The organism is Ligilactobacillus agilis (genome assembly GCF_025311475.1).
Taxonomy (GTDB): Bacteria; Bacillota; Bacilli; order Lactobacillales; family Lactobacillaceae; genus Ligilactobacillus; species Ligilactobacillus agilis.
In genome coordinates, this window is sequence record NZ_CP104397.1 from 2032147 (window position 1) to 2055945 (window position 23799).

A 23799-nucleotide genomic window follows, 5' to 3' on the forward strand; every position below is an offset into this window, starting at 1 on the left:
CCCTATACTAATAACCCTCCGCTAGACCACTAGCGGAGGGTTAATTGTATCATAACAATTTAAAACTATTTACTAATATTACTGATTTAACTTAGCTTTGAGGCCATCTAATGTAGCAGTATCGACATTAAGAATCTCTACTTCTTGGGGGTGGGCCATGGCATTATTAACAATGTCGTTAGGATCCCCGTCGGCAGACATCATAAAGCTACCTGGAAGATAGTAGACCTTAGCTTTATTGTTACCAATTAATTGAAAGGCAACGTCATTAGCGCCGGCAATTGATTGACCCACCATGTATGTATTGGCTGGGAACACGGCGTCAATCGTATCGTTATCGTATACATGGTGGTTAGAAACGTCATGAAAGTATAAACGTGTAACGTTGTCTAAGCCCCAATTAGCGTCCTCGGCCTTTTTGGCGGACCAAAAGACCCGTAAGGCAAGGTCGGTGGTCATCTTGGTGTTGGCTTCGACCTTTTGTTTAGGCGAAGCATACTTGGCTGGGATGCCTTTGCCGGCTGCGATTTGCGCAAAAGCCGCTTTGACGTCGGGGTTAGCCGTCTCTTTGAAGACCGCAGTTCCCTCACTATTACCTTCAGTCTGACCAGTTACTAATGCGACTGGCTTCCCGTTGTAAAAGGCAAAGAGGTAGGCGTAAACGTCAATTGCCCCCAGGTCGTTATGGTAGATGTAACTGGCAACAATGTTATAGGTATTCTTAGGTCCCATACCATCGTTAGACCAAGCCGCAGTTTGCTTGTTTGCTGGCTCGTTAATTGCAAGTGGGGTAGGACCATTGGGATAGACTCCAGTTGGGATTGTAATCCCCCTAAAGTGGCCTGGATTTTGCGGACTATAAGCTTGGTAGCTCTGCTGCATGGTGTAGCCCCAGTTGGTCATAAAGGTGGTCAACTGTTGGCTCTTACTTTGGTCCCACACACTGGCCTGTTGGTTCTTAGTTTCTGCCTGCTTCTTGGCCGACTGACTGCCGCTACTTTTTTGCTCAGCCTTCTTATGACTAGCCTTTTTAACCTGGCTGGTCTTTTGGCTACTACTTGTCTTAGCTTGCTCTTGCTTACCGCTGGAACAAGCCGCTAGCCCTAGTGTTAGTAGCGCCGTAGTTGCTAGATAAATTACCTGCTTTTTCATAGAAAAGTTCCCCCTTGGACTTTCTTTCTCTCTCAAGTAATTATAGCAAATTTTAACCCACCCGCTAGTAATCTTTTGTACCTAGCAACCTTCTTGCCCAATACTAGCTTTACCCACCCGTAGTTGCCTACGAGTGTTAGTCTAGCAAGTTAGGGCGACAAAAAGTGTCTCCCCAGCTAGTAATTTTTCATGTTCGGAAATTAATGTTTTTTCTAATCAAAAATTATCTTCTAAAAAAGTCCCGCTCTCTTTTTAGAGCGGGACTTTTTTGGCGAGAGATTAAGCATGAGCTGCCATAGCGTTATCGTAGGCAGCTTGGGCTTCTTCTTCACTTAAATCCATATTGGTTTTCAAAAATTCTATTATTTGGGCCCGACTCATGTCTAGGGCAGCTAGCCCGGTAATAGTCTTAATCCGCTCGGACTCTTGGGCGTAGGCACTCTTTAACGCTGCATACTCTTCGATTGTCATGTAAATCCCTCCCCTAATTGCATCTGCTTTTATCGCCGCTACTGCGGCCGCTAGTTTCTGACTAAAAGCTCCGCTCACGGTACCATCATTAAAATACACTACCATTTCTCTTTGCGCTTGCGTAAGCTGACTAACATCTGTTTTTAAGTTCACTATAACATTGGTTTCCTTGTTGTCAACTGAAAAGTTTGGACACCCGACTAGCTCGACTTTCAAGGTGTAACTAGGCCAACCTAATCCGTAAGGGTCATGGTCGCAAATAAAAAAGACCACCGTGCGCTTGCGTTTCTTGAACGGTTGCCCTGCATACAGGGCTTGCCTGCTCAAATTACCCTGGTAGATTGAGATTCGTTCGGCTAAATCATGTTGGTCCTCATTTTGCATCTCAAAATCATAGATAATCCCTTGGTCGTCTTCGGCATAAACGTCAAAGCGGGGCCCATGAAAAATTGCATTCTTCTTAAAATCATCTTCCCGATTAACTTTGACAATTTTGCCTGACTTTTAGCCAGGGCACCCACAATTTTAGTAACTCTTCTAGCAGTTCCGGATGGTCGTTGAAAACCCAGCTAAAAACCAAGTGATCCTTAATTGTAGCTTGGCGCCATTTACGGGCAAGTTTTTTTCTCAAATCCAAATTCGTCACCTCTTTGCGAATAAAAAAATTTCCCCCTCTACTATTAACATTCGCAATTTAGGCTAGAATTATTTTTTTCAAAAGCAGTCTTAACTAAAACTTAAGAATTAACAAAATAGCCTAGGATTTGCTTTATCCACAAATCCTAGACTATTATTTCAATCTCCAATTTTAACTTTATTCAAAAGCAAGGAGGAACCCACAACCGAAATAGATGATAAGGCCATCGCTAGGCCGGCAAATTCAGGACTGAGACTTAGCCCCAAGCCACTAAAGAGCCCGGCTGCCAGTGGAATCCCAATCACATTGTAGATTAAAGCCCAAAACAAGTTGAGCTTAATCCGGTTAAAGGTCTTTTGACTAATGTCAAAGGCGTTGACCACACCCATCAACTGGTTGTTGGTCAAGACAATCCCGCCGGCTTCTAAGGCAATATCAGTCCCGGAGCCCATAGTAATCCCCACGGTAGCGGTCGAAAGAGCAGGGGCATCGTTAATCCCATCCCCCACAAAAGCCACTTTGCCGTTAGCTTGCAGGTGTTCAATCGTCGCCGCCTTTTGATCTGGTAAGACTCCAGCAATCACTTCTTTAATCCCCACTTCGTCCGCAATCGCTTGGGCGACCACCTCATTATCACCAGTTAGCATGACTGGCTTTAAACCTCGCTTGACTAGGGCAGCCATAGCCTGTTTAGCATCTGCTTTAGGCCGGTCTTGAATTCCAATTAAGCCCAAGACTTGCCCGTCATAAACAACAATCACCACGGTTTTAGCTGCTTGCTTTAACTTTGTTAGGGTCGCTTGTAACTGAGGAGAGAGCTCATAAGCTTGGGTGAGCTGTTCATTGCCTAAGAGGGCTTCTTTGTTGGCTAATTTCGCCTTAACCCCCTGGCCCGCCACTACTTGGAAATCAGTTACCGGGCTTAAAGTTAAGTCAGCCTGCTTAGCAGCCGTTAAAATTGCTGCTGCCAGTGGGTGTTCCGAAGCAGCTTCTAGGCTGGCAGCCACACGTAAAAGGTCTTTTTGTCCGACAACATCGGTCACCACCGGTTGACCCTCCGTGATTGTACCGGTCTTATCAAAGACCACGGTTTGAACACCATCAATGGCTTCCAAGACGGTAGCGTCTTTAATTAAGACCCCTAACTTGGCAGCCCGGCCGGTCCCCACCATAATTGCGGTTGGTGTCGCTAACCCTAAAGCACAAGGGCAGGCAATCACAACGACCGCCACGGCATAAAGCATGGCGTCTACCCCGCTAGCTCCTAGAAATACATACCAAACCAAGTAGGTCAGCAGTGCGATTATTAACACGATGGGGACAAAAATATCGGCAATCTTATCCGTCAAACGTTGAATCGGGGCATGACTAGTTTGAGCCTTTTTGACTAGCTCCACGATTTGAGCCAGCATTGTATCTTGCCCGATTTTTTCCACCCGGAAGGTAAATGTCCCGGTCTTATTAAGCGTGGCACCTACAACTCTGTCTCCTACTTTTTTGGTTACCGGCATACTCTCACCAGTAACCATTGATTCATCTACACTTGAAACCCCTTCAGTAATAAGGCCATCTAGGGGCACCTTTTGTCCTGGTTTGACCCGCACTAAGTCCCCAACTTGAACCTGAGCTACAGGGACTAGCTGATAGTGACCGTCCCGCCAAACCTCTGCTTCCTTTGCTTGCAGCTGTAATAATTTTTCTACCGCGCTGGAAGCATTATTGCGCATCCGTTCCTCGAAGACTTGCCCTAACAGGACAAAGACTGTGACAAAGGCGGCACTTTCAAAGTAAACCGCCCGTCCAGTTGCCATCGCATAGATGCTGTAAAAATAGGCCACCGCCGTACCAATCGCAACTAAGGTATCCATGTTAGCGTGATGGTTTTTAAAGGCCGCCCAGGCACTTTGCCAAAATGGTAAGGCCGACAGCGCCATGATAATGGTGGTTGTTATTAAGGCAATCCAATTATAGGCAGGCATCATCCAGGAAAAAGCCATTCCCACCATTTGAATAATCAGTGGCACCGACAGTACCAGGGAAATCACAAAGCGTTTAAAGTAAGACATTACTTAATGACAACCTTTCCGTGGAACATATCCATCCCACAAGCATAAGTATATTCGCCTGCCTTGCTGGTATCAATTTCGATAACCTTATCTTGCTTAATTGGCAATTCTTCACTAATCCCAAAGTCCTTGAAAACCACTTCCTTCAAGCAGTTAGACTTATCCAAGCGATTAAAGACCAACTTAGCTGGTACCCCTTGCTTCAACACTACCGTTTCTGGGCTATACCCCCCATTAACGGTAATCCGCGCTTCTTGACTATTTCCCTTAACCTGAGCCTGACTTTGGCCTTGATCATGCTTGCCAAAGAACCACCAAGCGATAAAAGCAATCGCAGCTACAACAACAATCACAACTAAAATTTGCATTCTGATGCACCCTTTCATTAGTTCGTTTACATTTGTAATCTTACACCTTTAAGTATAGTCTCTCGCCACTTCCTGTCAAGGATTTTATGTTGTGTTCCATTTGCTAACACACTTAACTTCTGTTACACTAAATTAAATTTTTACACAGGAAGTGCTTTATGTCAGACGAACAACTATTAACTTTTATCTACAACCTCATTTTAGATCCTAGCCTTACTGAGGCCGAACGTAAGCTCCTTGTCGATTTCAAGAACCGACTCAAACCCAAGAGCGACCTCGAAGACGAACTACGCAACTTAGCAGATGACATGCGCCGCCTAGCCGTCAAAAATCTTGGCCACACCAGCTTTTCACCTAAGATGCAAACCATCTACAAACTTATCTCCCAGTCCGGCCTGCTCAAGGAAAACCTGGCACAGGGATTAGCTGCAGTGGGGCCAATGTTGTAAGAACTAGAAAAATAACTGAGTACCCATTGCTTTTAGGGGTGAACAAATTTCAATTGTTCGCCCCCTACTTATGCATAAAGGCCCATTTTCTTGAGCTAAGGTTATGAAAAAGTATAGTATATAATTAGTATACTAAAATAGGAAGGCGGGATATAATATGACTACTACAGGACACAAATCTAAAAATAAGTTAGTTCAATTAAAACTCCCAGTTGACGTCAAGAATAAGTTAGACGACATCTTTGCTAAAGACGGTACTACCACCCCACAAGCACTCAAAATGATTGCCACCCAAATTGCTAACCGTGGTTTTTCCCCCTTTACTACCGTTCATTATGAACAATATAGTGAACCTGTTAGTGCTGAACTTGAGGCAAAACTGCGCGAAGATGAACTAAAAATAATGGGTTATTTACCTGACGATACTGATGAATTTGCCGACGAACAAAGCCTTAACCAGGCTTTTGAAAAAAATTTAAAATAGGAATATGAAATATAAGGTAAAGATTAGTAAAGGCTTTTGTCGAAGTAACTGACCACAAAAACTTACATGACGATAGTAATTAATTATTGACTAGACATAACTCAACACGTGTTTCTTCTAATACTCAAACCATTTGTAATAAAACCTAACTTTCTAAGTGAATTTTGAAATAGCATCATCAAAAAACCGCTAGCAATCAACGTTTTAGTAACGTAATTGCTAGCGGTTAGTTATTTTTGTCCTTTTTGTAGCTTAAATTGCTTAATAATTTTCAAAGCGCGCTTGCGCGTCTTAATGTTAGGACTGTTTAAATTACGTAACGCCGTTGCATAATCACTTTTTGACATAGTATCACCTACCAACTAGCTTTCTTAATCCCAGGGATTTTTCCCGCCAACGCGAGTTTTCTAAAGTTTATCCGTGAAAGTCCAAATTCACGAAGATACCCCCGGGCTCGACCGTCTAAGGCATCCCGGTTATGCAACCGCACTGGGCTAGCATCCCTAGGAAGCTTAGCCAAAGCTTGGTAATCACCCTGCGCCTTTAATTGAGCTCTTAACTCTGCATACTTTGCTACCAGTTCTTCACGTTTCTTTGCCTTAGCAATCTTTGCTTTTGTCGCCATAAAAAACCTCTCTTTAAGTTAAATAGTAATTATTACTATTTACAGTTTAAATTAATACTTCACGTAGGTCAAGTACTTTTATTTAGTCTGACGACTTTTCTAAAGTAATATCGTGGAATTGACGCTGTAAATATAAAAAACTCCATCCCGCATAATAAACTTAGGATGGAGTTTTACCCTTTCACACAAGTATCAAGGTGTATGTCAGCTTAGCCATTCTTTACCTACCGGTTTGACTTCAGCTAACTCTTCATCTTCGACTAAATCCATGTAATAATCGTATTCCTGCCACTCTTTAGTTTCAAAAATATTGGTAGGCTTGTGGGTCTGGTGGCTAAACTTCTTCTCAACGACTTTACAAGTAGAATCTTGAGGCAGTGTCAGCGAACTACTATTACTAATTTTCGTCATTACTTCAGTTCACTCCTATATATCTTTTGACCTAACTTAGCGGAAGTACTACTTTTTGTCTACAAAAAAACCAGTAGCTATTATACTACTGGAAAAAACAAACCTTGGCAGACATTTGGCAAACAACTATCTTTATGCACCCTGTTTTTCGTAGGTCTACCTTCTTCAAAAGCTTGATTTATAGGTATTCCCTCACCAAGTTATATTTGATTTTTATTCCCACTCAATCGTTGCAGGTGGCTTGGAAGTGATGTCGTAGACGACGCGGTTGACGTGGTCTACTTCGTTGACGATTCGAACTGAGATGGCTTGGAGCACGTCCCAGTCAATCTTAGCGAAGTCGGCGGTCATTCCGTCGATGGAAGTAACGGCCCGGATACCGATAGTGTAGTCGTAAGTCCGGCCATCACCCATGACCCCCACGGAGCGGATACCTGGCAAGACGGTGAAGTATTGCCAGATTTCCTTGTCTAAGCCGTGCTTAGCAATTTCTTCGCGCAAGATGTAGTCGGAGTCACGCACGATTTGAAGTTTTTCATCGGTAATTTCACCGATAACCCGGATACCAAGTCCAGGACCAGGGAATGGTTGGCGCCAAACTAATTCGTGTGGCATCCCTAGCTTTTCACCTAATTCACGGACTTCATCCTTGAATAAGGTGTTAAGTGGTTCGATTAATTCGAACTGCATGTCTTCTGGCAAGCCCCCAACGTTGTGGTGGGACTTGATAGTTTGAGCAGTATCTGTTCCTGATTCGATTACGTCAGTGTAAAGCGTACCTTGGGCCAAGAACTTGATGCCTTTAAGCTTAGTAGCTTCGTCATCGAAAACTTGGATGAACTCATTGCCGATAATCTTGCGCTTCTTTTCTGGGTCAGAAACGCCAGCAAGTTTGCCTAAGAAGCGGTCCTTAGCGTCAACCTTGATGATGTTTAAGCCAAATTTACCACCGAGGCTGTCCATAACTTGTTCGGCTTCACCTTTCCGGAGCAAACCGTGGTCAACAAAGATACTGGTTAATTGGTCACCAATGGCCTTGTGTAATAGAACCCCAACAACTGAGGAATCTACCCCACCGGAAAGACCGAGGAGTACCTTTTGATCACCGACCGTTTGGCGAATCTTGGCAACTTGCATGTCGATGAAGTCTTCCATTGACCAGTTAGCTTGGGCACCACACACATCGAAAGCAAAGTGACGTAAGATGTCATTACCGTATTCAGTGTGACGAACTTCGGTGTGGAATTGCAACCCATAAAGTTTCTTTGCTGGGTTAGCCATAGCAGCAATTGGGCAGTTAGCACTAGTAGCACTGACAGTAAAACCAGCAGGTACTTCAGTTACTAAGTCCCCGTGACTCATCCAAACAGTTTGAGTGGTTGGTAAGTCCTTAAACATTACGGCATCCTTACCGACTACTTCAATATCGGCCTTACCGTATTCCTTGTTGTCAGCACTTTCGACCTTCCCACCTAAATTGTGGGCCATCAATTGCATCCCGTAGCAAATCCCTAAGATAGGTAGTCCCAATTCAAAGATTGCTGGGTCAACTTTAAATGCGTCTTCGTCGTAAACACTGTTAGGGCCACCTGAGAAGATGATACCCTTAGGGTTCATTTGCTTAATCTCTTGAGCTGTAAGCTTGTGAGAAAGAAGTTCAGAGTAAACCCCCATTTCGCGAATACGCCGAGTAATTAATTGGTTATACTGACTTCCAAAGTCCAAAACGATAATCTTGTCGAAAGCCTGCATATCAACATTTGCCAAGATATTCACCTCATTAATTAATTTATTATCCTATATTGTAACGACCCAAGGGCTTTCGGTCAATGATTTTCACCTTAATCACGGATAATTCTTGCCTTTTTCTAATATTTTTTCAAGTAAAGTTCGTTTATCAAGTGATTTTTACCCTTGGTTAAGACTAAATCTGCGCGATTTCTTGTCGGTAAAATGTATTCTAATAAATTAGGGTGGTTAACCTTTTGCCAGACATCTTTAGCCATGGCGTGGGCGGCTTGGCGGTCACCGATTGCGTAGGCGTAATAGTAGTTACTCTTATCCTGGGCGGCTAAGTCTAACAGCATGTCAAAGCGTTCCAGGTACCATTGCTTGATTAGCTCTTCCCTAGCGTCAACGTAGATTGAAAAATCGAAGTAGTCACTGACATACAACTGCTGGTTACTTGGTAGCTGCAAGACGTTAATCCCTTCCACAATCAAGATATCGACGTCTTTAACCAGCTCGTACTCGCCACTAACAATGTCATAGATTTTATGTGAATAGACTGGGGCCTTGGCTGGGAGGTTATTTTTCACATCATCCATAAAACGAAGCAACCTGTCCATATCGTAACTTTCAGGGAAGCCCTTTTTGGACAAAATGTGGCGCCGCTTTAGCTCCGCGGTTGAGTACAAGAAGCCATCAGTGGTGATTAGCTGCACCTTTTTGTGGGGGTAGATTTCTTTTAGTAAGGTTTGCAAGAGCCGGGCGGTCGTACTCTTGCCCACGGCCACCGACCCAGCAATTCCAATCACTAGCGGTACCTTTTGGGGCTTTTTCTTCCCTAAAAATTCCGCCTGCTGTTTTAATTTTTGTTGTTGGATTTTCCACCTCAGACCAATTAAGTGGACTAAGGGCATATAGATTTCACTAACATCTGCCTGGGAAATCCGGTCATTTAAAGACATGATCCGTGCCAGTTCTCCCTTGGTTAAAGGCACAATGTGTTCTTTATAAAATTCCTTCCACTCAGCGCGGCTAATTTTATAGTAGTTTAATTGGTTTTCCATGATTTACCTCATTTAAAACAATTTATGCCCCTAATTATAACATAGTTGCTAACCGCTTTCTTCATCGTAACAAACCAAATTTTGTGTTAAAATTTAGTTGACATTAACAAGTGAGGTAAGTGAAAAATGAATCGGATTGTTCTTTTAGGTGATAGCATCACTGCCGGAATGACTAACGGCTACCCATCACCTATCTTTAGTCATAAATTAGCCAGTTTTCTTCCTGAAGTAGAATTTATCAACCGCGGGGTGCCCGGCGACATTACCCGCCTAGCTAAACTCCGCTTGCAAGCAGACGTCTTGGAAGTTGATCCTGACTTAGTGGTCGTCTTCTTTGGTACTAACGACGTGGCTGACCCGCAAACGGACCTTGAAGACTACCGCTCTAACCTAGAAGAAATCTGTCGGACGGTTGGTTTGGAAAAGTGTCTCCTAATTACGCCTGGTTTAGTTGGTCCTAGTCAGGAAGCTAGTCGGCCAACCCCTAAAATGGCTGCCTTTGCTAAGGCTACCCTTGAATTAGGCCAAGACCTCGATATTCCAACTTTAAACTGGCAGGCCATCATGGAAAAACACATCCCCGCCAGCCTCTTACAGGCAGATGAGATTCACTACAATGAGCGGGCCTACGACCTCCTAGTGGCTAACCTTGTTCCCCTCTTAAAAACCAAGTTAGCCCAGGTTAAACCTAAGATTATCCATTAACACTAAACAAGCAGGTGAAAAGCTTAAGCTTCACCTGCTTGTTCTTTAATAAAAAATTTGCTCGCCAAATTTTTTTGCAAAATAAGAGAGTCGTAACTATGCTAGTTACGACTCTCTTATTTTCTATTTGGTAATTAATTCGTAAAGCTTAGGGTCAATCCGGTCAAATAAAGGGGTAACTTGGCCGCTGACAAAAATATCCAAGCGGTGCATCGCCCGCGAGCAGATGGTATAAACCAACTGCCGGTCGCTATCGGCATGGTAATTTTTTGCGTTAGCCTGCCACATAATAACGGCATCAAACTCTAGCCCCTTAGCTAAGTAAGCTGGCACCACAATCGTCCCCGCCGCTAGCCGCTGATTTTCGGTCTTAATCAAGGTTACCGCTTGACCTTCAGCCCGTAAAGCCTGGGTCAAAGCTTCACACTCGGCTAGACTCTTACCAATCACGGCCGTGGTTAAGCGGTCGGCTTGATTTTGCTTTAGGCGCGCCACCACGTCGGCAATCAAGTCAGCCTCGGTCTTAGCCGTCGTTAACCGGGGTTTTTCTCCCGCCCGTTCAAAGGCGGTCACCGCTTCACCGTGTAGGAGGATTTCCTTAGTAAAGTCGGTAATCTGTTGGGTGGAACGGTAAGATTTGGTCAACTGGACTACCTTGGTCTTATCTTGAGGAAACATCGTCCCTAATTCCTTTAAGAGGCTGTGGCTGTTTTCGTGGGTGAAGATGGCCTGGTTTAAATCACCCAACATAGTAAACTTAGCCCGGGGGAATTCTTCTTTGAGGTAGGCCAACTGGTAGGCCGTATAGTCTTGAATTTCGTCAATGAAGACCTGCTTAATATCGGTTTGCCCCCGTTTACCACTGATTTGGTCGTACAAGAATAAGTAGGCGGTCACGTCACTTAGGGCCAGCTTTTTAGCCTTAAGATCTGCGACGACCTGGGCTAGTTCAAGTTGCCATTCTTCCTTGGTTAAGTCGTACTTGGCTAGGTCAACCAAAGCCGGAACGCTCTTTAAAAAGTGGACGTACTGGCCGTTAATACTCAAGAAGCGGTTCTTGATGATGGCTTGATGTAGGGGCTTAAAGGCGTGCATCACATACTGACGTCCTAAGAAGTTGAGCTCTTTTTCCCCGTTAGCAAAGTTTCTTGGGTGGTCGCCGTAAAGGGCATTTAACTGCTCTTGGCTAAGGTCTTGGATGGCCTTTTGAACCTGGTCACTCTTAGCGTAACGGTTAATCTGGCCGTTTAGTTCTTTAACCAACCGTTCCTTGGTAGCTTCCAGCCTATTTCTCAAGTGGTAGTTTTCATTGAAACTATAGTAGATTTGTTTGATGTGGGCCTTAGAAAAGAAGACCTCGCCACCTAGTTTCAAGTCCTTAAAGCGCATGCCCTTTCTTTCCAGGTAAGCCCCGTAAGCCTTGCTGGCCTTAAAGAAGTCCAAGCTATCCTTTAACCTTTTCACCTTTTGCTTAAGGGGCGCTTGGTCTTCTTCAAACCGTTCCTGCAAGGTTTCCACGTGTAGTTTAGGCAAGCGGCGCTTAACGTGTTGATAGTAGGTCAACTGCACCATATTTTGCTCCCCTAACTCCGGTAAGACCTGGTCAATGTAGTCATTAAACAACTGGTTAGGTGAAAATAAGATGACCTGGCTTGAAGTCAGCTTGCCCCGGTAACGATACAAGAGAAAGGCCACCCGTTGTAGGACGGCAGAGGTCTTCCCAGAGCCTGCCGCTCCCTGTACAAAGAGGAGGTCTGAACTGGTGTCCCGGATAATCTTATTTTGTTCACGCTGAATGGTGGTCACGATACTTTTCATCTTGGTGTCGGAATTTTCATCCAAGACCTCTAGTAGCATTTGGTCGCCCACCGTTTCGTCAGTATCAAAGACGACTTTAATCTTACCATCTTCCACCATGAACTGCCGCTTAAGCCGCAAGTCCACCTTCCGCTCACCATCCGGGGTTTGGTAACTGACTTCACCTAAGCCCCCGCCATCGTAATAGATGGAAGAAATGGGTGCCCGCCAGTCATAGATTAGAAACTTGTCGGGACCGTCAGTAAAGGAACCAAGGCCGATATAGATTTTTTCTTCCTTACCCTCGCCTTCTTCTTCAAAGTCAATCCGGGCAAAGTAGGGTTTCTTTTCTAACTTCTCTAAAATCTCCAACCGCCGGCTGGCCTGTTGCATGTTATTTTCCCGCTCTTGGAGCAGCTGTTGTTGCTGGCGCACCGTCAGCGCGGTTTCCATCATCCCCGAGTAAGTGCTCGTCTTAATCCTAACATTATTAGAAAAATCGGCTTGGATTGCCTTCTTATCAGCCTCGACACTGGCCAAGTTAGCTTGATCCTTGGCGATTGCCTCCTTAACCTTAGTTACTACCATATCCATCCGCGCTTGCTCTTGTTCCTTAATTGACGCCATCCAAACACCTTCCCTGACAAATTTTTCGGTAAATAATTGTAGCACATTTTTAAAAGCCCTAGCAAGAACTTACACTTCCTAAGAAATTTATAAATTCTCCTTATTTTTTCCTTAGCGCGCTAGTATTTGCCTTAACTTTGTCCTATGCTAGCTGTACGGAGGTATTTTTATGGACAAATTCTTTGACTTACTTTTTAATTTTCATGACTATCTCTTCCCCCTGGTTCAATCGGCCGGGGCTTGGTCTTACCTTGTCTTTTTTGCCCTCATTTTTGCTGAAACCGGGCTGATTATATTTCCTTACCTGCCGGGAGGTTCACTAATCTTTTTTGCCTCCTCGATTGCAGCCGTTAACGGTCAGGTTTTAAACATTTACGCCTTACTGGCTAGTTTTTTTATCTCCGCTTACCTGGGTGATAGTCTGAACTACTTTTTTGGAACTAAACTAGAACAACTTTCATTTTTCAAAAAACACATTCCTGAAGCCAAACTCCTAACTGCCCGCCGCTTTTTTAAGCGTCACGGGGGCAAAACCATCATCTGGGGCCGCTATCTGCCCCTAATTAGGAATTTTATCCCCCTAATCGCCGGCAGCATTGGCTTTAACTTCAAAAACTTTGCCCTTTATAATTTGCTTGCAGTTAGTCTGTGGGTCTTTGGAACCGGCCTTTGTGGTTACTTCTTCGGCCGGATTCCCCTGGTCCAAGAACATTTTTCGACCATCTTCTTACTGATTGCCTGCCTGGCCTTGATTCCAACCATTTTTACCGCCCTCCTCCACCTTTACAAACAAAGGAAGGCCTTCAAGCGTTCCTAAAAAATGGTATACTGTAGGTACTACACGTAAAGAAAGGATTCGCATATGTCATTTACAGTCTACTTAGTTCGTCATGGTCAAACCATCCTCAACCGCTACAACCGGATGCAGGGATGGTGTGACTCGGATTTAACCACCTTAGGCATTAGCCAGGCCCAACAGACCGGCAAACGCCTCGCTGCTATTAAATTCGACCACGCTTTTCACAGTGACACTATCCGGGCAACCCAAACTTGCCAAAACATCCTCGCCCAAAACCATAACTTAGTCCCCGCCCACCAAGAAAGCTTCTACTTTAGAGAAGAAGGCTACGGCTACTATGAAGGGGCCGATTCTGGTAACGCCTGGATGGTTATCGGCGGACCCCACGGGTGTAAAACCTTCTCCGAAATTATCAGCACCTACTCGATTGAAGACGCTAAGAACTTTGCTAAGGCGGCCGATCCTTTTGACGACGCCGAAGACAACGCCGAATTTTGGCACCGACTCGACTGTGGCTTCGACCTCCTTCGTTCTGTTGCTACCAACGGTCAAAACGTGCTTTTAGTTAGTCACGGGACAACCATTCGCAGCATCGTTGCCCGCTTTGCCCCTGAAATCGACATTACCGTTAGCCCTAAAAATGGCTCGGTCACTAAGTTAATCGTAGATCAAGCCGAAGTTAAGGTGGACTACTTTAACCAATTTGCAGACGATTTTGCTTACTAGACAATATAAAAGGCGGTGGACCTGACTGGTAACTATCCCAGTCAGGCCCACCGCCTTATTTAACCTTTATTTTGAGTAGTTAGGTGCTTCCTTAGTGATTTGCACATCGTGTGGGTGAGATTCGATTAACCCTGCCCCAGTAATTTGAACGAATTGTGCTTCTTCACGAAGTTTGTTAAGGTCACCGGCACCACAGTAACCCATTCCGGCCCGCAAGCCACCAACCATTTGGTAAACGATATCGGCTACTTGGCCCTTATAAGCTACCCGGCCTTCAATTCCTTCTGGCACCAACTTGTTAGCTTCGTTAACCCCACTTTGGAAGTAACGGTCTGAAGACCCGTGGGAAGAGTCCATGGCTGCCATGCTCCCCATCCCGCGGTAAGTCTTGAAGCGACGCCCTTGATAAATTTCAGTTTCACCAGGTGCTTCATCAGTTCCGGCTAACATTGAACCAAGCATTACGGCGAAACCACCGGCTGCAATCGCCTTAACAATGTCACCAGAGTACTTAATCCCACCATCGGCGATGATAGTCTTACCGTATTCACGGGCTACCCCAGCTGCATCGTAAATTGCAGTTAATTGTGGTACCCCCACCCCAGCAACAACCCGGGTGGTACAAATTGAACCAGGTCCAATCCCGACTTTAACTACGTCAACCCCGACATCGTATAAGGCCCGGGTAGCTTCGGCTGTGGCCACGTTCCCTGCAATTAAGGTTGCATCTGGGAATGTTTCTCTGATTTCCTTAATCTTGCGGATAACCCCAGCTGAGTGACCGTGAGCAGTATCGATCACTAAGGCATCAGCACCCGCATTTAGTAAGGCAGTTGCCCGTTCGTAGGTGTCACTAGTTACCCCGACTGCGGCAGCTACTAACAAGCGCCCATGTTCATCCTTAGCAGCGTTAGGGAATTCGACTACCTTTTCGATATCCTTGATGGTGATTAACCCAGTCAAACGTCCAGCTTCATCAACCATTGGTAATTTTTCAATCTTATGCTTTTGTAAAATTGCTTCTGCTTCCTTCAAAGAAGTGCCTTCTGGTGCGGTCACTAACTTATCTTTGGTCATGACGTCCCCGATTCGTTCACTAGCATCAGTCACGAACCGCAAGTCCCGGTTAGTAATGATTCCGCAAAGTTTACGGCTAGCTTCGCTTTCCACGATTGGCACCCCAGAGATGCGGTACTTTCTCATCAAAGCTTCTGCTTCGCTAACACTATTATCAGGTGTTAGGAAGAATGGGTCGATGATAACCCCGCTTTCGGAGCGCTTAACCTTACGAACTTCATCAGCTTGCCGTTCAATGGTCATATTTTTGTGGATAACCCCTAACCCACCTTGGCGTGCCATCGCAATCGCCATTGCAGATTCAGTAACTGTATCCATCCCCGCACTGATGATTGGGATATTTAATTTGATATTCTTAGCTAACTGCACACCGAGGTCAACCTCGTTTGGTAGCACGTGACTTTCTGCTGGTATCAACAAGACATCATCGAATGTGAATCCTTTTTTTGCAAATTTTGTATCCCAATTTGACATTACAAAACTCTCCTTTGAATTTATTTTTGTTTTCTAATGTACAAAAATTTCTATCCGATTGCAAGTATTCTAATCTTTTTCTTATAAAATTAACGATATTTGTAATTTAAATGTTATTGTTCGCTATAACTCGTACGTTTTTCAACTTATTCAGTCTAAGGTAGATAAAAGCCGAAAAATCTCCTACAAGCGCTGTAATTCGCTAAAGCTTAGGGCCTGGGTTAATTTCAAGTCCATCCCCACTACTTGCTTTGGCTTTCGACCCGCTTGCACCAAACTTTCCTCTTTTACCGAGTCCTCGACAATCGTTGCCGGACCTAGATAGTAAAAGCCGCTTTCCTGGCTGTCACTTGGCTTGACAAAGAGTTCAATTTGGACTTGAAAACTCCCGTCTGCACGCTTAGCCAATAACTGCTTAACCTCCGGCGAATCCAAATGACGTGGGCTTCTAGTATACCAGCGAATCCGGTCATTATGGCTGAAGTTATTTTGGTAAAGGGCCGCCCGCTTGGTCTGATCTAACTTTTGGTGAATGATAAAGACCGGACAGACCCTGTCAAAGACCTTATAACCATACATTGGGGCCGAAACATCCTTGGCTAAATTAAGTAAGCGGCAGACGTCCTTTCTACTGTAACGCTGAAAGCGGGTGAACGTCTGGTGGTTATCATAGGCTTGATTTAAGGTCAACCCAGCCTCTAAGGCATCGCTAAATAAGAGCTTAAACCAGTGGTTAGTATCTAAGCTAGCTTGGAGTTGCGCGTTTAAGTGGTAACTACCAGCTTTTATTTCCACCAATGGTAAGTGCCCGTACTGGTCTGATTTTAGGCCACTGCCCGCCTTAATCTTAAAGAAACCTAACCCTAAGATATTCTCTACCCCGGCTAGGGTTCCTTCATCTGCCAACCACCCCTGAGCCTGCAGCTGCTTTTTAAAGTCAACCTTAGCTAGCCTTCTTTTGGCCACCAACTGCTTTAACAGGGTCAATTCCTGCGGTCGCAACCCTAAGAGCAATTCCTTAGTGACAAAGGTTAACACTTGGTCCTCATAGGTGCTTAGGTCTACAGCTTGGCCCATTCTTTGCAAGAAGTGCCCATAGTTAGGTAGTTTGAGGCGGGCAAAGACCTGGGCGTCAAAGTCACCTAGCCTTTGGAAATCCATCAGCAAGGCAGGCCGGTTGAGGCGGGCGCTTAAGGACTGGTAAGCGGCCTTTAACTTTTGCCAGGCGTCTAACTTAACCTTAGCTAGGGCCTGGAAAATCTGCTCCTGGGCAATTTTACTAAAGTTAATCGTAGCCAGGCCTAAATTAGTCTGACTAAACAAAGTCTGGTAGGCCTTATCCTTGCTAGCCGACCGGTCCCCACTCAAGGCTTGGGGAATGAGGTAGTTATTTTGGTAGTTACCGATAAAATCTAAGACTAAGACGGCCTCCTTGCCCGGCGCCTTGCGCAACCCCCGCCCTAACTGTTGGGCAAAGACAATGCTTGACTCGGTATTGCGCAAGAAGACCACCTGGTTGACGCTGGGAATATCGATGCCCTCATTAAAGATATCAACCGTTACGAGGTAGGTTAACTGCCCGGCTTCTAGTTGGGAGACCGCCTTTAATCTAGTCGCCACTGAATCCTGGTTAGTCAAGGCCAAGCTCGGGTAACCCCGCTTCGTCAGTAATTGTGCTAACTGGCGCGCTTCATCTTGGCGGCTAACAAACATCAAGCCCCGAATGGGTTGACTGCTTGGCTGGTAATAGTTAATTTCCTCTAGTAAGTAGTCTAAGCGGTCACTTACTGCCACTTGTTGCAGGGAGCCTTTAACACTAGTCCCCTCTACCTTTGCGAGCTCGTAATCGACTAACCCTACATAGTGGAAGGGGGTTAGCATCCCGGCCTGTAAGGCATCTTGGAGCCTAATTTCGTAAGCCACCTGGTAGTCAAAGTTAGCAAAGACACTGAGATCATCGTTTCGTTCGGGCGTAGCCGTCATCCCCAGTAAAAACTCGGGCCGGAAGTAATTTAAGATTGCTTGGTAAGTCTTGGCCCCAACGTGGTGGGCTTCGTCAATCAAAATGTAGTCAAACTCCGCCTGCTCAAACTGTGCCAACACTTCCGGCTTACTTAGAGTTTGCACAGTGGCAAATAGGTAACGGGCTGTAAGCTGCTTTTGGCCGCCCCCTAAAATGCCGTAGTCACTGGCTGGTCCCCCTAAGACCCGGCGGAAACTTTTCAAAGCCGCCGTGAGAATTTGCTCCCTGTGAACTACAAACAAGAAGCGTTTAACTTGAGCTTGCTTAACGTCAAAGGCGCCTAGGTAGGTCTTTCCTGTGCCCGTGGCTGAAATAACTAGGCTCTTCTTAGCTCCCTTAGCCCGTAAAGCCGCTAATTCCTTTAAAGCTGCCGCCTGCATTGAGTTAGGTTTAAGCCGACTGCTTTTTTCAGTCGGGTGGCTTACGACTTTAGGCGCTTGGTAAGTTTGTTGATAATTTTTGAGCCACTGTTCATCAAGAACCTGCCCGCTATCAAAGGCTTGTTCAAACTCCGCCTTTACTTCGCGGGTAAAGCCACCTGCTACTAGCGAGCTTACCGCCAGGTTCCACTCAGCATTCTTTAGGAGGGCCGCCCGCGTAAAGTTAGCACTCCCAATAATTGCTGTCTGATAATCGCCGTGGTCAAATAAGTAACCCTTAGCGTGAAACCCCTCTTGGCTAGCAATTTTAACGGTTACGTTAGGTAGTTTGAGTAACTCCCGAAAAACCGCGGGGCTATTAAACCCTAAGTAAGTCGAGGTTACTAGTTGACCAGTTACTCCGGCTTTGGCTAAGTCAGCCAAAACCACCTTCAAAGGCACGAGCATTTCCAAGGTGATAAAAGCCACCGCAAACTTAAAAGACCGACAAGACTGCAACTCCGCCTTTAACCGCCCCCATAGATTGTCTTCCGCCGTGTTGGTTAGTAGTTTGGGGGCAAGGTAATCGTTGACCTCATAGTCGTCTTGCTTTACTAAGCTGCCTAAAACACTAGCTGCCAAGCTGGCTTTGATTTGCTCCATTAGTCCACTTCCTCTAGATAAATTTCTTTTAAGCTAGCTAAGTCTGCCCGCCTTAAGCCTAATTTAGTAACCAAATAGTTTTCGACACTACCGGCCAGGACCTCACAGGTCTTATACATAATCTCTATGCCTTCAGGAATAACGGCTAAGTGGGTGTTTAGCTTATCTGCTAGTTGGTTTTGCGGGGTGTTGGTTAACAGACGGTTAACCTGTTCAACCGAATCATTGCTATAAGCTAGGTTGGTCAAGAGGTAATCTGCCATTACCGCCTGCTTTTTGACCCCCAGGGCGTTCAAAATCAAAAAGGCTGCCACCCCGGTCCGGTCTTTACCGGCGGCACAGTGAAAGGCTAGACTCTCCCCGTCCTTATCATTTGCTAAAAGGTAGGTAAAAAATTCCCGGTAGGCCACCTGGGCGTGGGGGTCGGCTAACATTTGAACGTAAGCTTCCTCCATAAAGTTAAGCTCGCCTAGCTTCATGGAAGCAACAATCCCCAGGTTCTTAAAAACCGAGTTCATGAAGGGGTAAACCTTAGCGTTGTGGTAAATCACTTGCCCCTTGATGGTGTCTGGATAAATTTCCGTTTCATCATCGGAACGAAAATCAATATCATACTTTAAACCGTAAGCCAAAATCTGCTTTTCTTCGGCCGCAGTTAGGTAGCTCAAACTCCCACACCTAATTAACTTACGCCACTTCACCTGGCGCCCATCCTCGGTCGGATAGCCCCCTAGTTCCCGAAAATTGGCTGCGTTTGCTAATGGAAAAATCCGTTGCATTTCTTATCACCCTTTCTATTTGACCTAAAAGAAAAAACAGTAACCGCCTTAACCGTTACTGTTTTTTCGCTAATCTACTTTGGGCTTGGAATCGGCGGCAACCTTTTTAGTCACCTTCATCCACTCAATGTAATTTCGTTTGAAATCAATTACCTCAATTTCAAAGTCACCAATCGTAATTACCGTGCCCAGTTTAACCTTGTAATTTTCCAAGAGGTAACCGGCAATCGTGACACTATCTGACTCCTGGAAATCTTCATTACGATAACGGAAATAGCGTTCAAAGTCATATAAGGTGGTCTTACCAGAGACCTTATACGAACCGTCCGCCTGTTTAATTATATCTTCACCCGAAACATCATCTATTTCGTCCTTAACTGTTCCAAAGAGCTCTTCGTAAATATCACGGTCGGTAACAATCCCGCTGGTACCCCCATACTCATCCAAGATCACCATAATTGGGGTTTGCTTTTTAATCATTTGTTGCAACAAATCTTGAATAGGGGTCACTTCGGGAACCGTAATAATCGTCCGCAAGACCTTGCTTACCCGGACGGTAGCATCGACTTGGGCCTGGCGAATCATATCGTAGATATAGACGTAGCCTAAAATCTTATCCTTATCATTATTGGCCACCACCGGAAAGCGCGTGTAGCCTTCCTTGAGGTAGGCATTTATCACGTCTGCCACCGTAGCGGTAATGTCAATCACCTCTAAACTCGTGCGGTCAACCATAATGTCTTTGGCCACCTTGTCATTAAAGTCAAAGGCCCGTTGCATGTAAACCAAATCTTCTTTATCTAAAGCTCCACCGGACACAGCCGCCCGTGAAATACTTAGGATTTCATTTTGGGATAAGACATCGTCTTCTTCACCAGCCGGCTTCATCCCCAACAGTTTGACGATACCGGTTGCCGAAACATTTAACAACCATACGAATGGATAAAAAACAATGTGGAAATAATGCAAAGGCTTAGCCACAAATAAAACCATTTGTAGGGGCATATCGATACTGATATTTTTAGGCACGATTTCTGTCAAAACCACTTCTAAGTAAGTTAATAAAATTACCCCTAAAGTTGCACTTAAAGCAACTGCGGTGGCGTGATTTAAATTAAGGGTTTCAAAGACTGACTTCAACATCTCTGCTAAAGCATCGGCCCCAATCCAACCTAAGATAATTCCTGCTAAAGTAATCCCGACTTGGGTGGTAGATAAATACTCGTTTAAGTTATTGGTCATCTTCAAGGCCAACTCTAACTTCTTTTTATTTCCCTTGCCCGCTTCCAAAGCACTCTCCAGGGCACTTTTCCGCACCCCGACCAGCGCAAACTCAGCAGCCACAAAAAAGGCGGCAAAGAAAAAGACTATGACGACAATGATCAAATCGAGACTCGCCTGACCACTTGACAATTGACATTCCTCATTTCTTAATTCATAAAAATTTTATATCTATTCCTAATCATACCATGATTTCTAGGTTTTGGGTATCAAACACCCTGTTAATAAAAAACACTCGAAGTTTCATCACCCCGAGTGTTTTGCCAGTTATTATTTAGCAGGTAAGACTGCACCCTTGAAGTGCTTCTTGATCCACTTTTGTGTTGACTTGGATTGTAAAGCCTTAACCAACTTCTTGATAGCCTTGTTGTTCTTTTCGTCCTTGCGGATTGCAATCAAGTTAGCGTAATCAGAAGAGTCACTTTCGCGAGCGATTGAGTCTTTTGATGGGTTCAAACCAGCTTGAACTGCGTAGTTAGCGTTAATTACTGTGGCAGCAGCTTCATTTGATTCGTAAAGCTTAGGCATTAACTTAGCTTCAAAGGTGTGAACAAACTTCAAGTGCTTCTTGTTAGTCTTAATATCATCGAAGTTAGCAGAAGCAAGCTTAGTCCCCTTCTTCAAAGTAATTAAACCTGCATCCTTAAAGATTTTCAAAATCCGGCCGTAATCGGCTGTGTTAGAAGAAACGTAGATTTTAGCACCCTTTGGTAGGTCCTTTAAACTCTTATACTTCTTGGAGTAAACTGCGATTGGTTCCAAGTGAACGTTACCAGCGGAAATCAATGTGCCGTGATTCTTCTTGTTCCAGTTATCCAAGAATGGAGTGTGTTGGAAGTAGTTAGCATCGATATCGCCGTTAGCTAAAGCCTTGTTAGGGAGGATGTAATCATCGTAAACCTTAACCTTTAGGTTAACTCCTTCCTTCTTAAGTTGCTTTTGAACGTGCTTCAAAATAATGGCGTGGGGGTTAGCTGAGGCACCCACAGTTAAAGTAGTATCAGCTGAGGCTGTTTTAACCCCACCGACAAAGAGCGCTGCGGCTGCTAAACCTGCGGTTAAAAACCCAAAAAGACGTGATTTTTTCATAAGATCTTCCTCCAATTTGTTTTTGCTTAAATTTAATAACTAACGTTTATCAATTCGTTTAACGACCCGGTCACCTAAGAATTGGAATACCATCACAATAATGACAATTGTGACCGTTGCGGCTAAGGTGATGGCGTTGTTATAGGACTGGAAGCCGTCGGTATAAGCCAACTGACCTAACCCACCGGCCCCGATTGCACCGGCCATTGCGGTGTAACCAATCAAGGAGATGGCAGTCACCGTGATTCCGGAAACTAAAGCCGGCATACTCTCAGGGATTAACACCTTATAGATAATCTGCCAGCGGGTTGCCCCCATCGCGGTAGCTGCTTCAAGCACCCCACCATCAACTTCCCTAAAGGCAATTTCTACTAGGCGCGCATAGAAAGGAGCGGCCGAGAAAACCAGGGATGGGATGGCTGCTTTAGGCCCCGTAATCGAGCCAACAATCACCTGGGTGAAGTTTAACAGCAAGACAATCAAGATGATGAAGGGGATTGAACGAAAGACGTTAACCAAGGCGGCGACCACCCAGTTTAAGGTCTTAACCAAGGGGCTCTTAGAGTCCTTAGTTTCAAAGAGCAGCAAGCCTAAAAGCAAACCAACTATGGCGACAATTACCACCGCCACCACCGTCATCCAAATGGTTTCCCAAGCGGCTGCCCCTAGGTTGGGCCAGTTAACATTTTGAAACTTGAAGTATGAGGCTAAGCCTGTATTAGAATTCATCGTTAATCACCACCGTTTCTACCCTAACTTCTTTGAAGAATTCCAAGCAAGCAGCAACTTGATCTTTAGGCCCTAGTAGCTGGATATAAAGGGAACCAATCGTTGCCGTCTTATCTGCCACCTGGTGAATGGAACCTTCTAAAATACTCAATTCAATTTCAGGGAACTTACGAATTGCCCGGTTAACAACGGGTTGCCCCACTTGATTGCCGTGGAAATTCAGTTTAACCAACAAGCCGTCAGGATACTTTCGTAGCAGTTCCTTACTAATCTCTTGCACATCAGGCGTTTGACTAGTATCTAGCTCTGCGTTCACGAAGCGTTTCGTTAACTCTTGTTGTGGGTTGGTGAAGACTTGTGCCACCAGCCCTTCTTCAATCACCTTCCCCGCTTCCATCACGGCCACGCTGTCGGCCAAGCGCCGAATCACGTGCATTTCGTGGGTGATAATCACAATCGTTAATGCTAACTTCTTATTAATATCCTCCAATAGTTCCAACACTTCATCGGTTGTTTGGGGGTCAAGGGCGCTGGTGGCTTCGTCTGAAATTAAAATATCTGGATCATTAGCCAAGGCCCGCGCAATCCCGACCCGTTGTTTTTGCCCCCCGGATAATTGGGAAGGGTAAGCGTGAATCCGTTCGCCTAAACCGACTAATTCAGCTAGGTGCTTGGCCTTAGCTACCCGTTCCTTCTTAGGGGTACCGGTTAGTTCCAACGGGAACATGATGTTTTCCAAAACCGTCCGGGACCATAGCAAGTTGAAGTGTTGGAAAATCATCCCAATCTTGCGCCGCTTTTGCCGTAAAGCCGTCCCAGTCAAATTATCAATCCGTTCCCCGTTGATAATAACCTCACCACTAGTTGGCGTCTCTAACCCGTTTAACATTCGGACCAAGGTACTTTTCCCTGCCCCTGAAAAACCAACGATTCCAAAGACTTCACCCTTGTTAACCGTTAAGTTAACGTCGGCTACTGCTTGGACCGGCCCATCAGCGGTTTGGAAAGTCTTGGTTAAATTCTTTAATTCTATCATTTCCTCAATTCCTCCCCTTTTTGCGTAAAAAAAAAAGTTTTCATCCTAACAAGGACGAAAACCGTGGTACCACCTTTATTCGCCTAGAGCTCACACTCCAGGCCTCACTAGCTCTTTTAATCAAGCCGTCAATTATATCGCATCTCAACGGATTAACAGCTTGCACCGTTAATCAAACTC

Annotated in this window: 22 protein-coding genes and 1 other annotated feature (1 of these 23 only partly in view); of the genes, 5 read left to right on the top strand and 17 right to left on the bottom strand. The window is 45.0% G+C overall.

The genetic code is table 11. The annotated features are described in order from the left end of the window. Positions 1 to 78 precede the first annotated feature (78 nt). The 4 genes from N4597_RS10130 to N4597_RS10145 form a co-directional block, all read right to left on the bottom strand. Entirely contained in the window at positions 79 to 1152 is a 1074-nt protein-coding gene (locus N4597_RS10130; protein ID WP_260903811.1) for a DUF4767 domain-containing protein, read from the bottom strand. A gap of 279 nt (positions 1153 to 1431) precedes the next feature. Beyond that, complete coding sequence (locus tag N4597_RS10135; RefSeq protein ID WP_313958058.1) at positions 1432 to 2115, bottom strand: PD-(D/E)XK nuclease family transposase; 684 nt, start codon at positions 2113 to 2115, stop codon at positions 1432 to 1434. A gap of 303 nt (positions 2116 to 2418) precedes the next feature. Further along, positions 2419 to 4326 carry a copper-translocating P-type ATPase gene (locus N4597_RS10140; protein WP_260903813.1) on the bottom strand — a complete coding sequence of 636 codons (1908 nt, stop codon included), beginning with the start codon at positions 4324 to 4326 and terminating at the stop codon, positions 2419 to 2421. Further along, positions 4326 to 4694: a cupredoxin domain-containing protein gene (locus N4597_RS10145; protein ID WP_050610661.1), complete on the bottom strand. Its 369-nt coding sequence runs from the start codon at positions 4692 to 4694 to the stop codon at positions 4326 to 4328. The genes N4597_RS10140 and N4597_RS10145 overlap by 1 nt, the downstream gene beginning before the upstream one ends. 158 nt (positions 4695 to 4852) lie before the next feature. Between N4597_RS10145 and N4597_RS10150 the strand changes: the two genes are divergently transcribed. Both N4597_RS10150 and N4597_RS10155 read left to right on the top strand, forming a co-directional pair. Further along, a complete protein-coding gene (locus N4597_RS10150) occupies positions 4853 to 5143 on the top strand; it encodes a bacteriocin immunity protein (protein WP_260903816.1) in 291 nt (96 codons plus the stop codon). A 157-nt stretch (positions 5144 to 5300) separates the two neighbouring features. After that, positions 5301 to 5627 carry a type II toxin-antitoxin system RelB/DinJ family antitoxin gene (locus N4597_RS10155; RefSeq protein WP_260903819.1) on the top strand — a complete coding sequence of 109 codons (327 nt, stop codon included), beginning with the start codon at positions 5301 to 5303 and terminating at the stop codon, positions 5625 to 5627. 230 nt (positions 5628 to 5857) lie between these two features. Here N4597_RS10155 and N4597_RS10160 read toward each other — a convergent pair whose 3' ends face one another. From N4597_RS10160 to coaA, 5 genes are all read right to left on the bottom strand, one after another. After that, positions 5858 to 5974, bottom strand: coding sequence for a putative metal homeostasis protein (locus N4597_RS10160; protein ID WP_009551130.1), 117 nt, complete (start codon positions 5972 to 5974; stop codon positions 5858 to 5860). 8 nt (positions 5975 to 5982) lie between these two features. After that, the gene (gene rpsN / locus N4597_RS10165) at positions 5983 to 6252 is read right to left on the bottom strand and encodes a 30S ribosomal protein S14 (protein ID WP_009551132.1); all 270 of its coding nucleotides are present in this window, start codon (positions 6250 to 6252) and stop codon (positions 5983 to 5985) included. 204 nt (positions 6253 to 6456) lie between these two features. After that, positions 6457 to 6663 carry a hypothetical protein gene (locus N4597_RS10170; RefSeq protein ID WP_167589051.1) on the bottom strand — a complete coding sequence of 69 codons (207 nt, stop codon included), beginning with the start codon at positions 6661 to 6663 and terminating at the stop codon, positions 6457 to 6459. 213 nt (positions 6664 to 6876) lie between these two features. Next, positions 6877 to 8430 carry a glutamine-hydrolyzing GMP synthase gene (gene guaA / locus N4597_RS10175; RefSeq protein WP_275066811.1) on the bottom strand — a complete coding sequence of 518 codons (1554 nt, stop codon included), beginning with the start codon at positions 8428 to 8430 and terminating at the stop codon, positions 6877 to 6879. Between the two features lie 101 nt (positions 8431 to 8531). Further along, positions 8532 to 9455: a type I pantothenate kinase gene (gene coaA / locus N4597_RS10180; RefSeq protein WP_050610649.1), complete on the bottom strand. Its 924-nt coding sequence runs from the start codon at positions 9453 to 9455 to the stop codon at positions 8532 to 8534. A gap of 126 nt (positions 9456 to 9581) precedes the next feature. Here coaA and N4597_RS10185 point away from each other — a divergent pair, with 126 nt between their 5' ends. Beyond that, positions 9582 to 10160: a GDSL-type esterase/lipase family protein gene (locus N4597_RS10185; protein WP_056976791.1), complete on the top strand. Its 579-nt coding sequence runs from the start codon at positions 9582 to 9584 to the stop codon at positions 10158 to 10160. 123 nt (positions 10161 to 10283) lie between these two features. Here the strand turns inward: N4597_RS10185 and helD are convergent, their stop codons facing one another. Further along, entirely contained in the window at positions 10284 to 12584 is a 2301-nt protein-coding gene (gene helD, locus N4597_RS10190) for an RNA polymerase recycling motor HelD (RefSeq protein WP_089144819.1), read from the bottom strand. Positions 12585 to 12753: 169 nt separating this feature from the next. Between helD and N4597_RS10195 the strand changes: the two genes are divergently transcribed. Both N4597_RS10195 and N4597_RS10200 read left to right on the top strand, forming a co-directional pair. Next, positions 12754 to 13401, top strand: coding sequence for a VTT domain-containing protein (locus tag N4597_RS10195; RefSeq protein WP_056976789.1), 648 nt, complete (start codon positions 12754 to 12756; stop codon positions 13399 to 13401). Between the two features lie 45 nt (positions 13402 to 13446). After that, positions 13447 to 14109, top strand: coding sequence for a histidine phosphatase family protein (locus N4597_RS10200; protein ID WP_260903827.1), 663 nt, complete (start codon positions 13447 to 13449; stop codon positions 14107 to 14109). 66 nt (positions 14110 to 14175) lie between these two features. Here the strand turns inward: N4597_RS10200 and guaB are convergent, their stop codons facing one another. From guaB to N4597_RS10235, 7 genes are all read right to left on the bottom strand, one after another. After that, complete coding sequence (gene guaB, locus N4597_RS10205; RefSeq protein WP_050610644.1) at positions 14176 to 15660, bottom strand: IMP dehydrogenase; 1485 nt, start codon at positions 15658 to 15660, stop codon at positions 14176 to 14178. A 183-nt stretch (positions 15661 to 15843) separates the two neighbouring features. Next, positions 15844 to 18705 (bottom strand): DEAD/DEAH box helicase, encoded by a 2862-nt coding sequence (locus N4597_RS10210; protein ID WP_260903829.1) that lies wholly within the window; start codon positions 18703 to 18705, stop codon positions 15844 to 15846. After that, complete coding sequence (locus N4597_RS10215; protein WP_056976785.1) at positions 18705 to 19484, bottom strand: tyrosine-protein phosphatase; 780 nt, start codon at positions 19482 to 19484, stop codon at positions 18705 to 18707. The genes N4597_RS10210 and N4597_RS10215 overlap by 1 nt, the downstream gene beginning before the upstream one ends. A gap of 69 nt (positions 19485 to 19553) precedes the next feature. After that, a complete protein-coding gene (locus N4597_RS10220) occupies positions 19554 to 20897 on the bottom strand; it encodes a hemolysin family protein (protein ID WP_050610641.1) in 1344 nt (447 codons plus the stop codon). Between the two features lie 138 nt (positions 20898 to 21035). Further along, positions 21036 to 21854, bottom strand: coding sequence for a MetQ/NlpA family ABC transporter substrate-binding protein (locus N4597_RS10225; protein ID WP_056976783.1), 819 nt, complete (start codon positions 21852 to 21854; stop codon positions 21036 to 21038). A gap of 39 nt (positions 21855 to 21893) precedes the next feature. Then, complete coding sequence (locus N4597_RS10230; RefSeq protein ID WP_260903830.1) at positions 21894 to 22583, bottom strand: methionine ABC transporter permease; 690 nt, start codon at positions 22581 to 22583, stop codon at positions 21894 to 21896. Next, the gene (locus N4597_RS10235; protein ID WP_172579816.1) at positions 22573 to 23619 is read right to left on the bottom strand and encodes a methionine ABC transporter ATP-binding protein; all 1047 of its coding nucleotides are present in this window, start codon (positions 23617 to 23619) and stop codon (positions 22573 to 22575) included. The genes N4597_RS10230 and N4597_RS10235 overlap by 11 nt, the downstream gene beginning before the upstream one ends. A 47-nt stretch (positions 23620 to 23666) precedes the next feature. After that, positions 23667 to 23799 (bottom strand) — a binding site (T-box leader); it runs 98 nt beyond the window's last position.

Bases quoted from the DNA above. Each gene is read 5' to 3' on its own strand.
- N4597_RS10130 (WP_260903811.1), bottom strand. From the start codon at position 1,152: ATGAAAAAGCAGGTAATTTATCTAGCAACTACGGCGCTACTAACACTA.
- N4597_RS10140 (WP_260903813.1), bottom strand. From the start codon at position 4,326: ATGTCTTACTTTAAACGCTTTGTGATTTCCCTGGTACTGTCGGTGCCA.
- N4597_RS10145 (WP_050610661.1), bottom strand. From the start codon at position 4,694: ATGCAAATTTTAGTTGTGATTGTTGTTGTAGCTGCGATTGCTTTTATC.
- N4597_RS10150 (WP_260903816.1), top strand. From the start codon at position 4,853: ATGTCAGACGAACAACTATTAACTTTTATCTACAACCTCATTTTAGAT.
- N4597_RS10155 (WP_260903819.1), top strand. From the start codon at position 5,301: ATGACTACTACAGGACACAAATCTAAAAATAAGTTAGTTCAATTAAAA.
- N4597_RS10160 (WP_009551130.1), bottom strand. From the start codon at position 5,974: ATGTCAAAAAGTGATTATGCAACGGCGTTACGTAATTTAAACAGTCCT.
- rpsN (WP_009551132.1), bottom strand. From the start codon at position 6,252: ATGGCGACAAAAGCAAAGATTGCTAAGGCAAAGAAACGTGAAGAACTG.
- N4597_RS10170 (WP_167589051.1), bottom strand. From the start codon at position 6,663: ATGACGAAAATTAGTAATAGTAGTTCGCTGACACTGCCTCAAGATTCT.
- coaA (WP_050610649.1), bottom strand. From the start codon at position 9,455: ATGGAAAACCAATTAAACTACTATAAAATTAGCCGCGCTGAGTGGAAG.
- N4597_RS10185 (WP_056976791.1), top strand. From the start codon at position 9,582: ATGAATCGGATTGTTCTTTTAGGTGATAGCATCACTGCCGGAATGACT.
- helD (WP_089144819.1), bottom strand. From the start codon at position 12,584: ATGGCGTCAATTAAGGAACAAGAGCAAGCGCGGATGGATATGGTAGTA.
- N4597_RS10195 (WP_056976789.1), top strand. From the start codon at position 12,754: ATGGACAAATTCTTTGACTTACTTTTTAATTTTCATGACTATCTCTTC.
- N4597_RS10200 (WP_260903827.1), top strand. From the start codon at position 13,447: ATGTCATTTACAGTCTACTTAGTTCGTCATGGTCAAACCATCCTCAAC.
- guaB (WP_050610644.1), bottom strand. From the start codon at position 15,660: ATGTCAAATTGGGATACAAAATTTGCAAAAAAAGGATTCACATTCGAT.
- N4597_RS10210 (WP_260903829.1), bottom strand. From the start codon at position 18,705: ATGGAGCAAATCAAAGCCAGCTTGGCAGCTAGTGTTTTAGGCAGCTTA.
- N4597_RS10215 (WP_056976785.1), bottom strand. From the start codon at position 19,484: ATGCAACGGATTTTTCCATTAGCAAACGCAGCCAATTTTCGGGAACTA.
- N4597_RS10225 (WP_056976783.1), bottom strand. From the start codon at position 21,854: ATGAAAAAATCACGTCTTTTTGGGTTTTTAACCGCAGGTTTAGCAGCC.
- N4597_RS10230 (WP_260903830.1), bottom strand. From the start codon at position 22,583: ATGAATTCTAATACAGGCTTAGCCTCATACTTCAAGTTTCAAAATGTT.
- N4597_RS10235 (WP_172579816.1), bottom strand. From the start codon at position 23,619: ATGATAGAATTAAAGAATTTAACCAAGACTTTCCAAACCGCTGATGGG.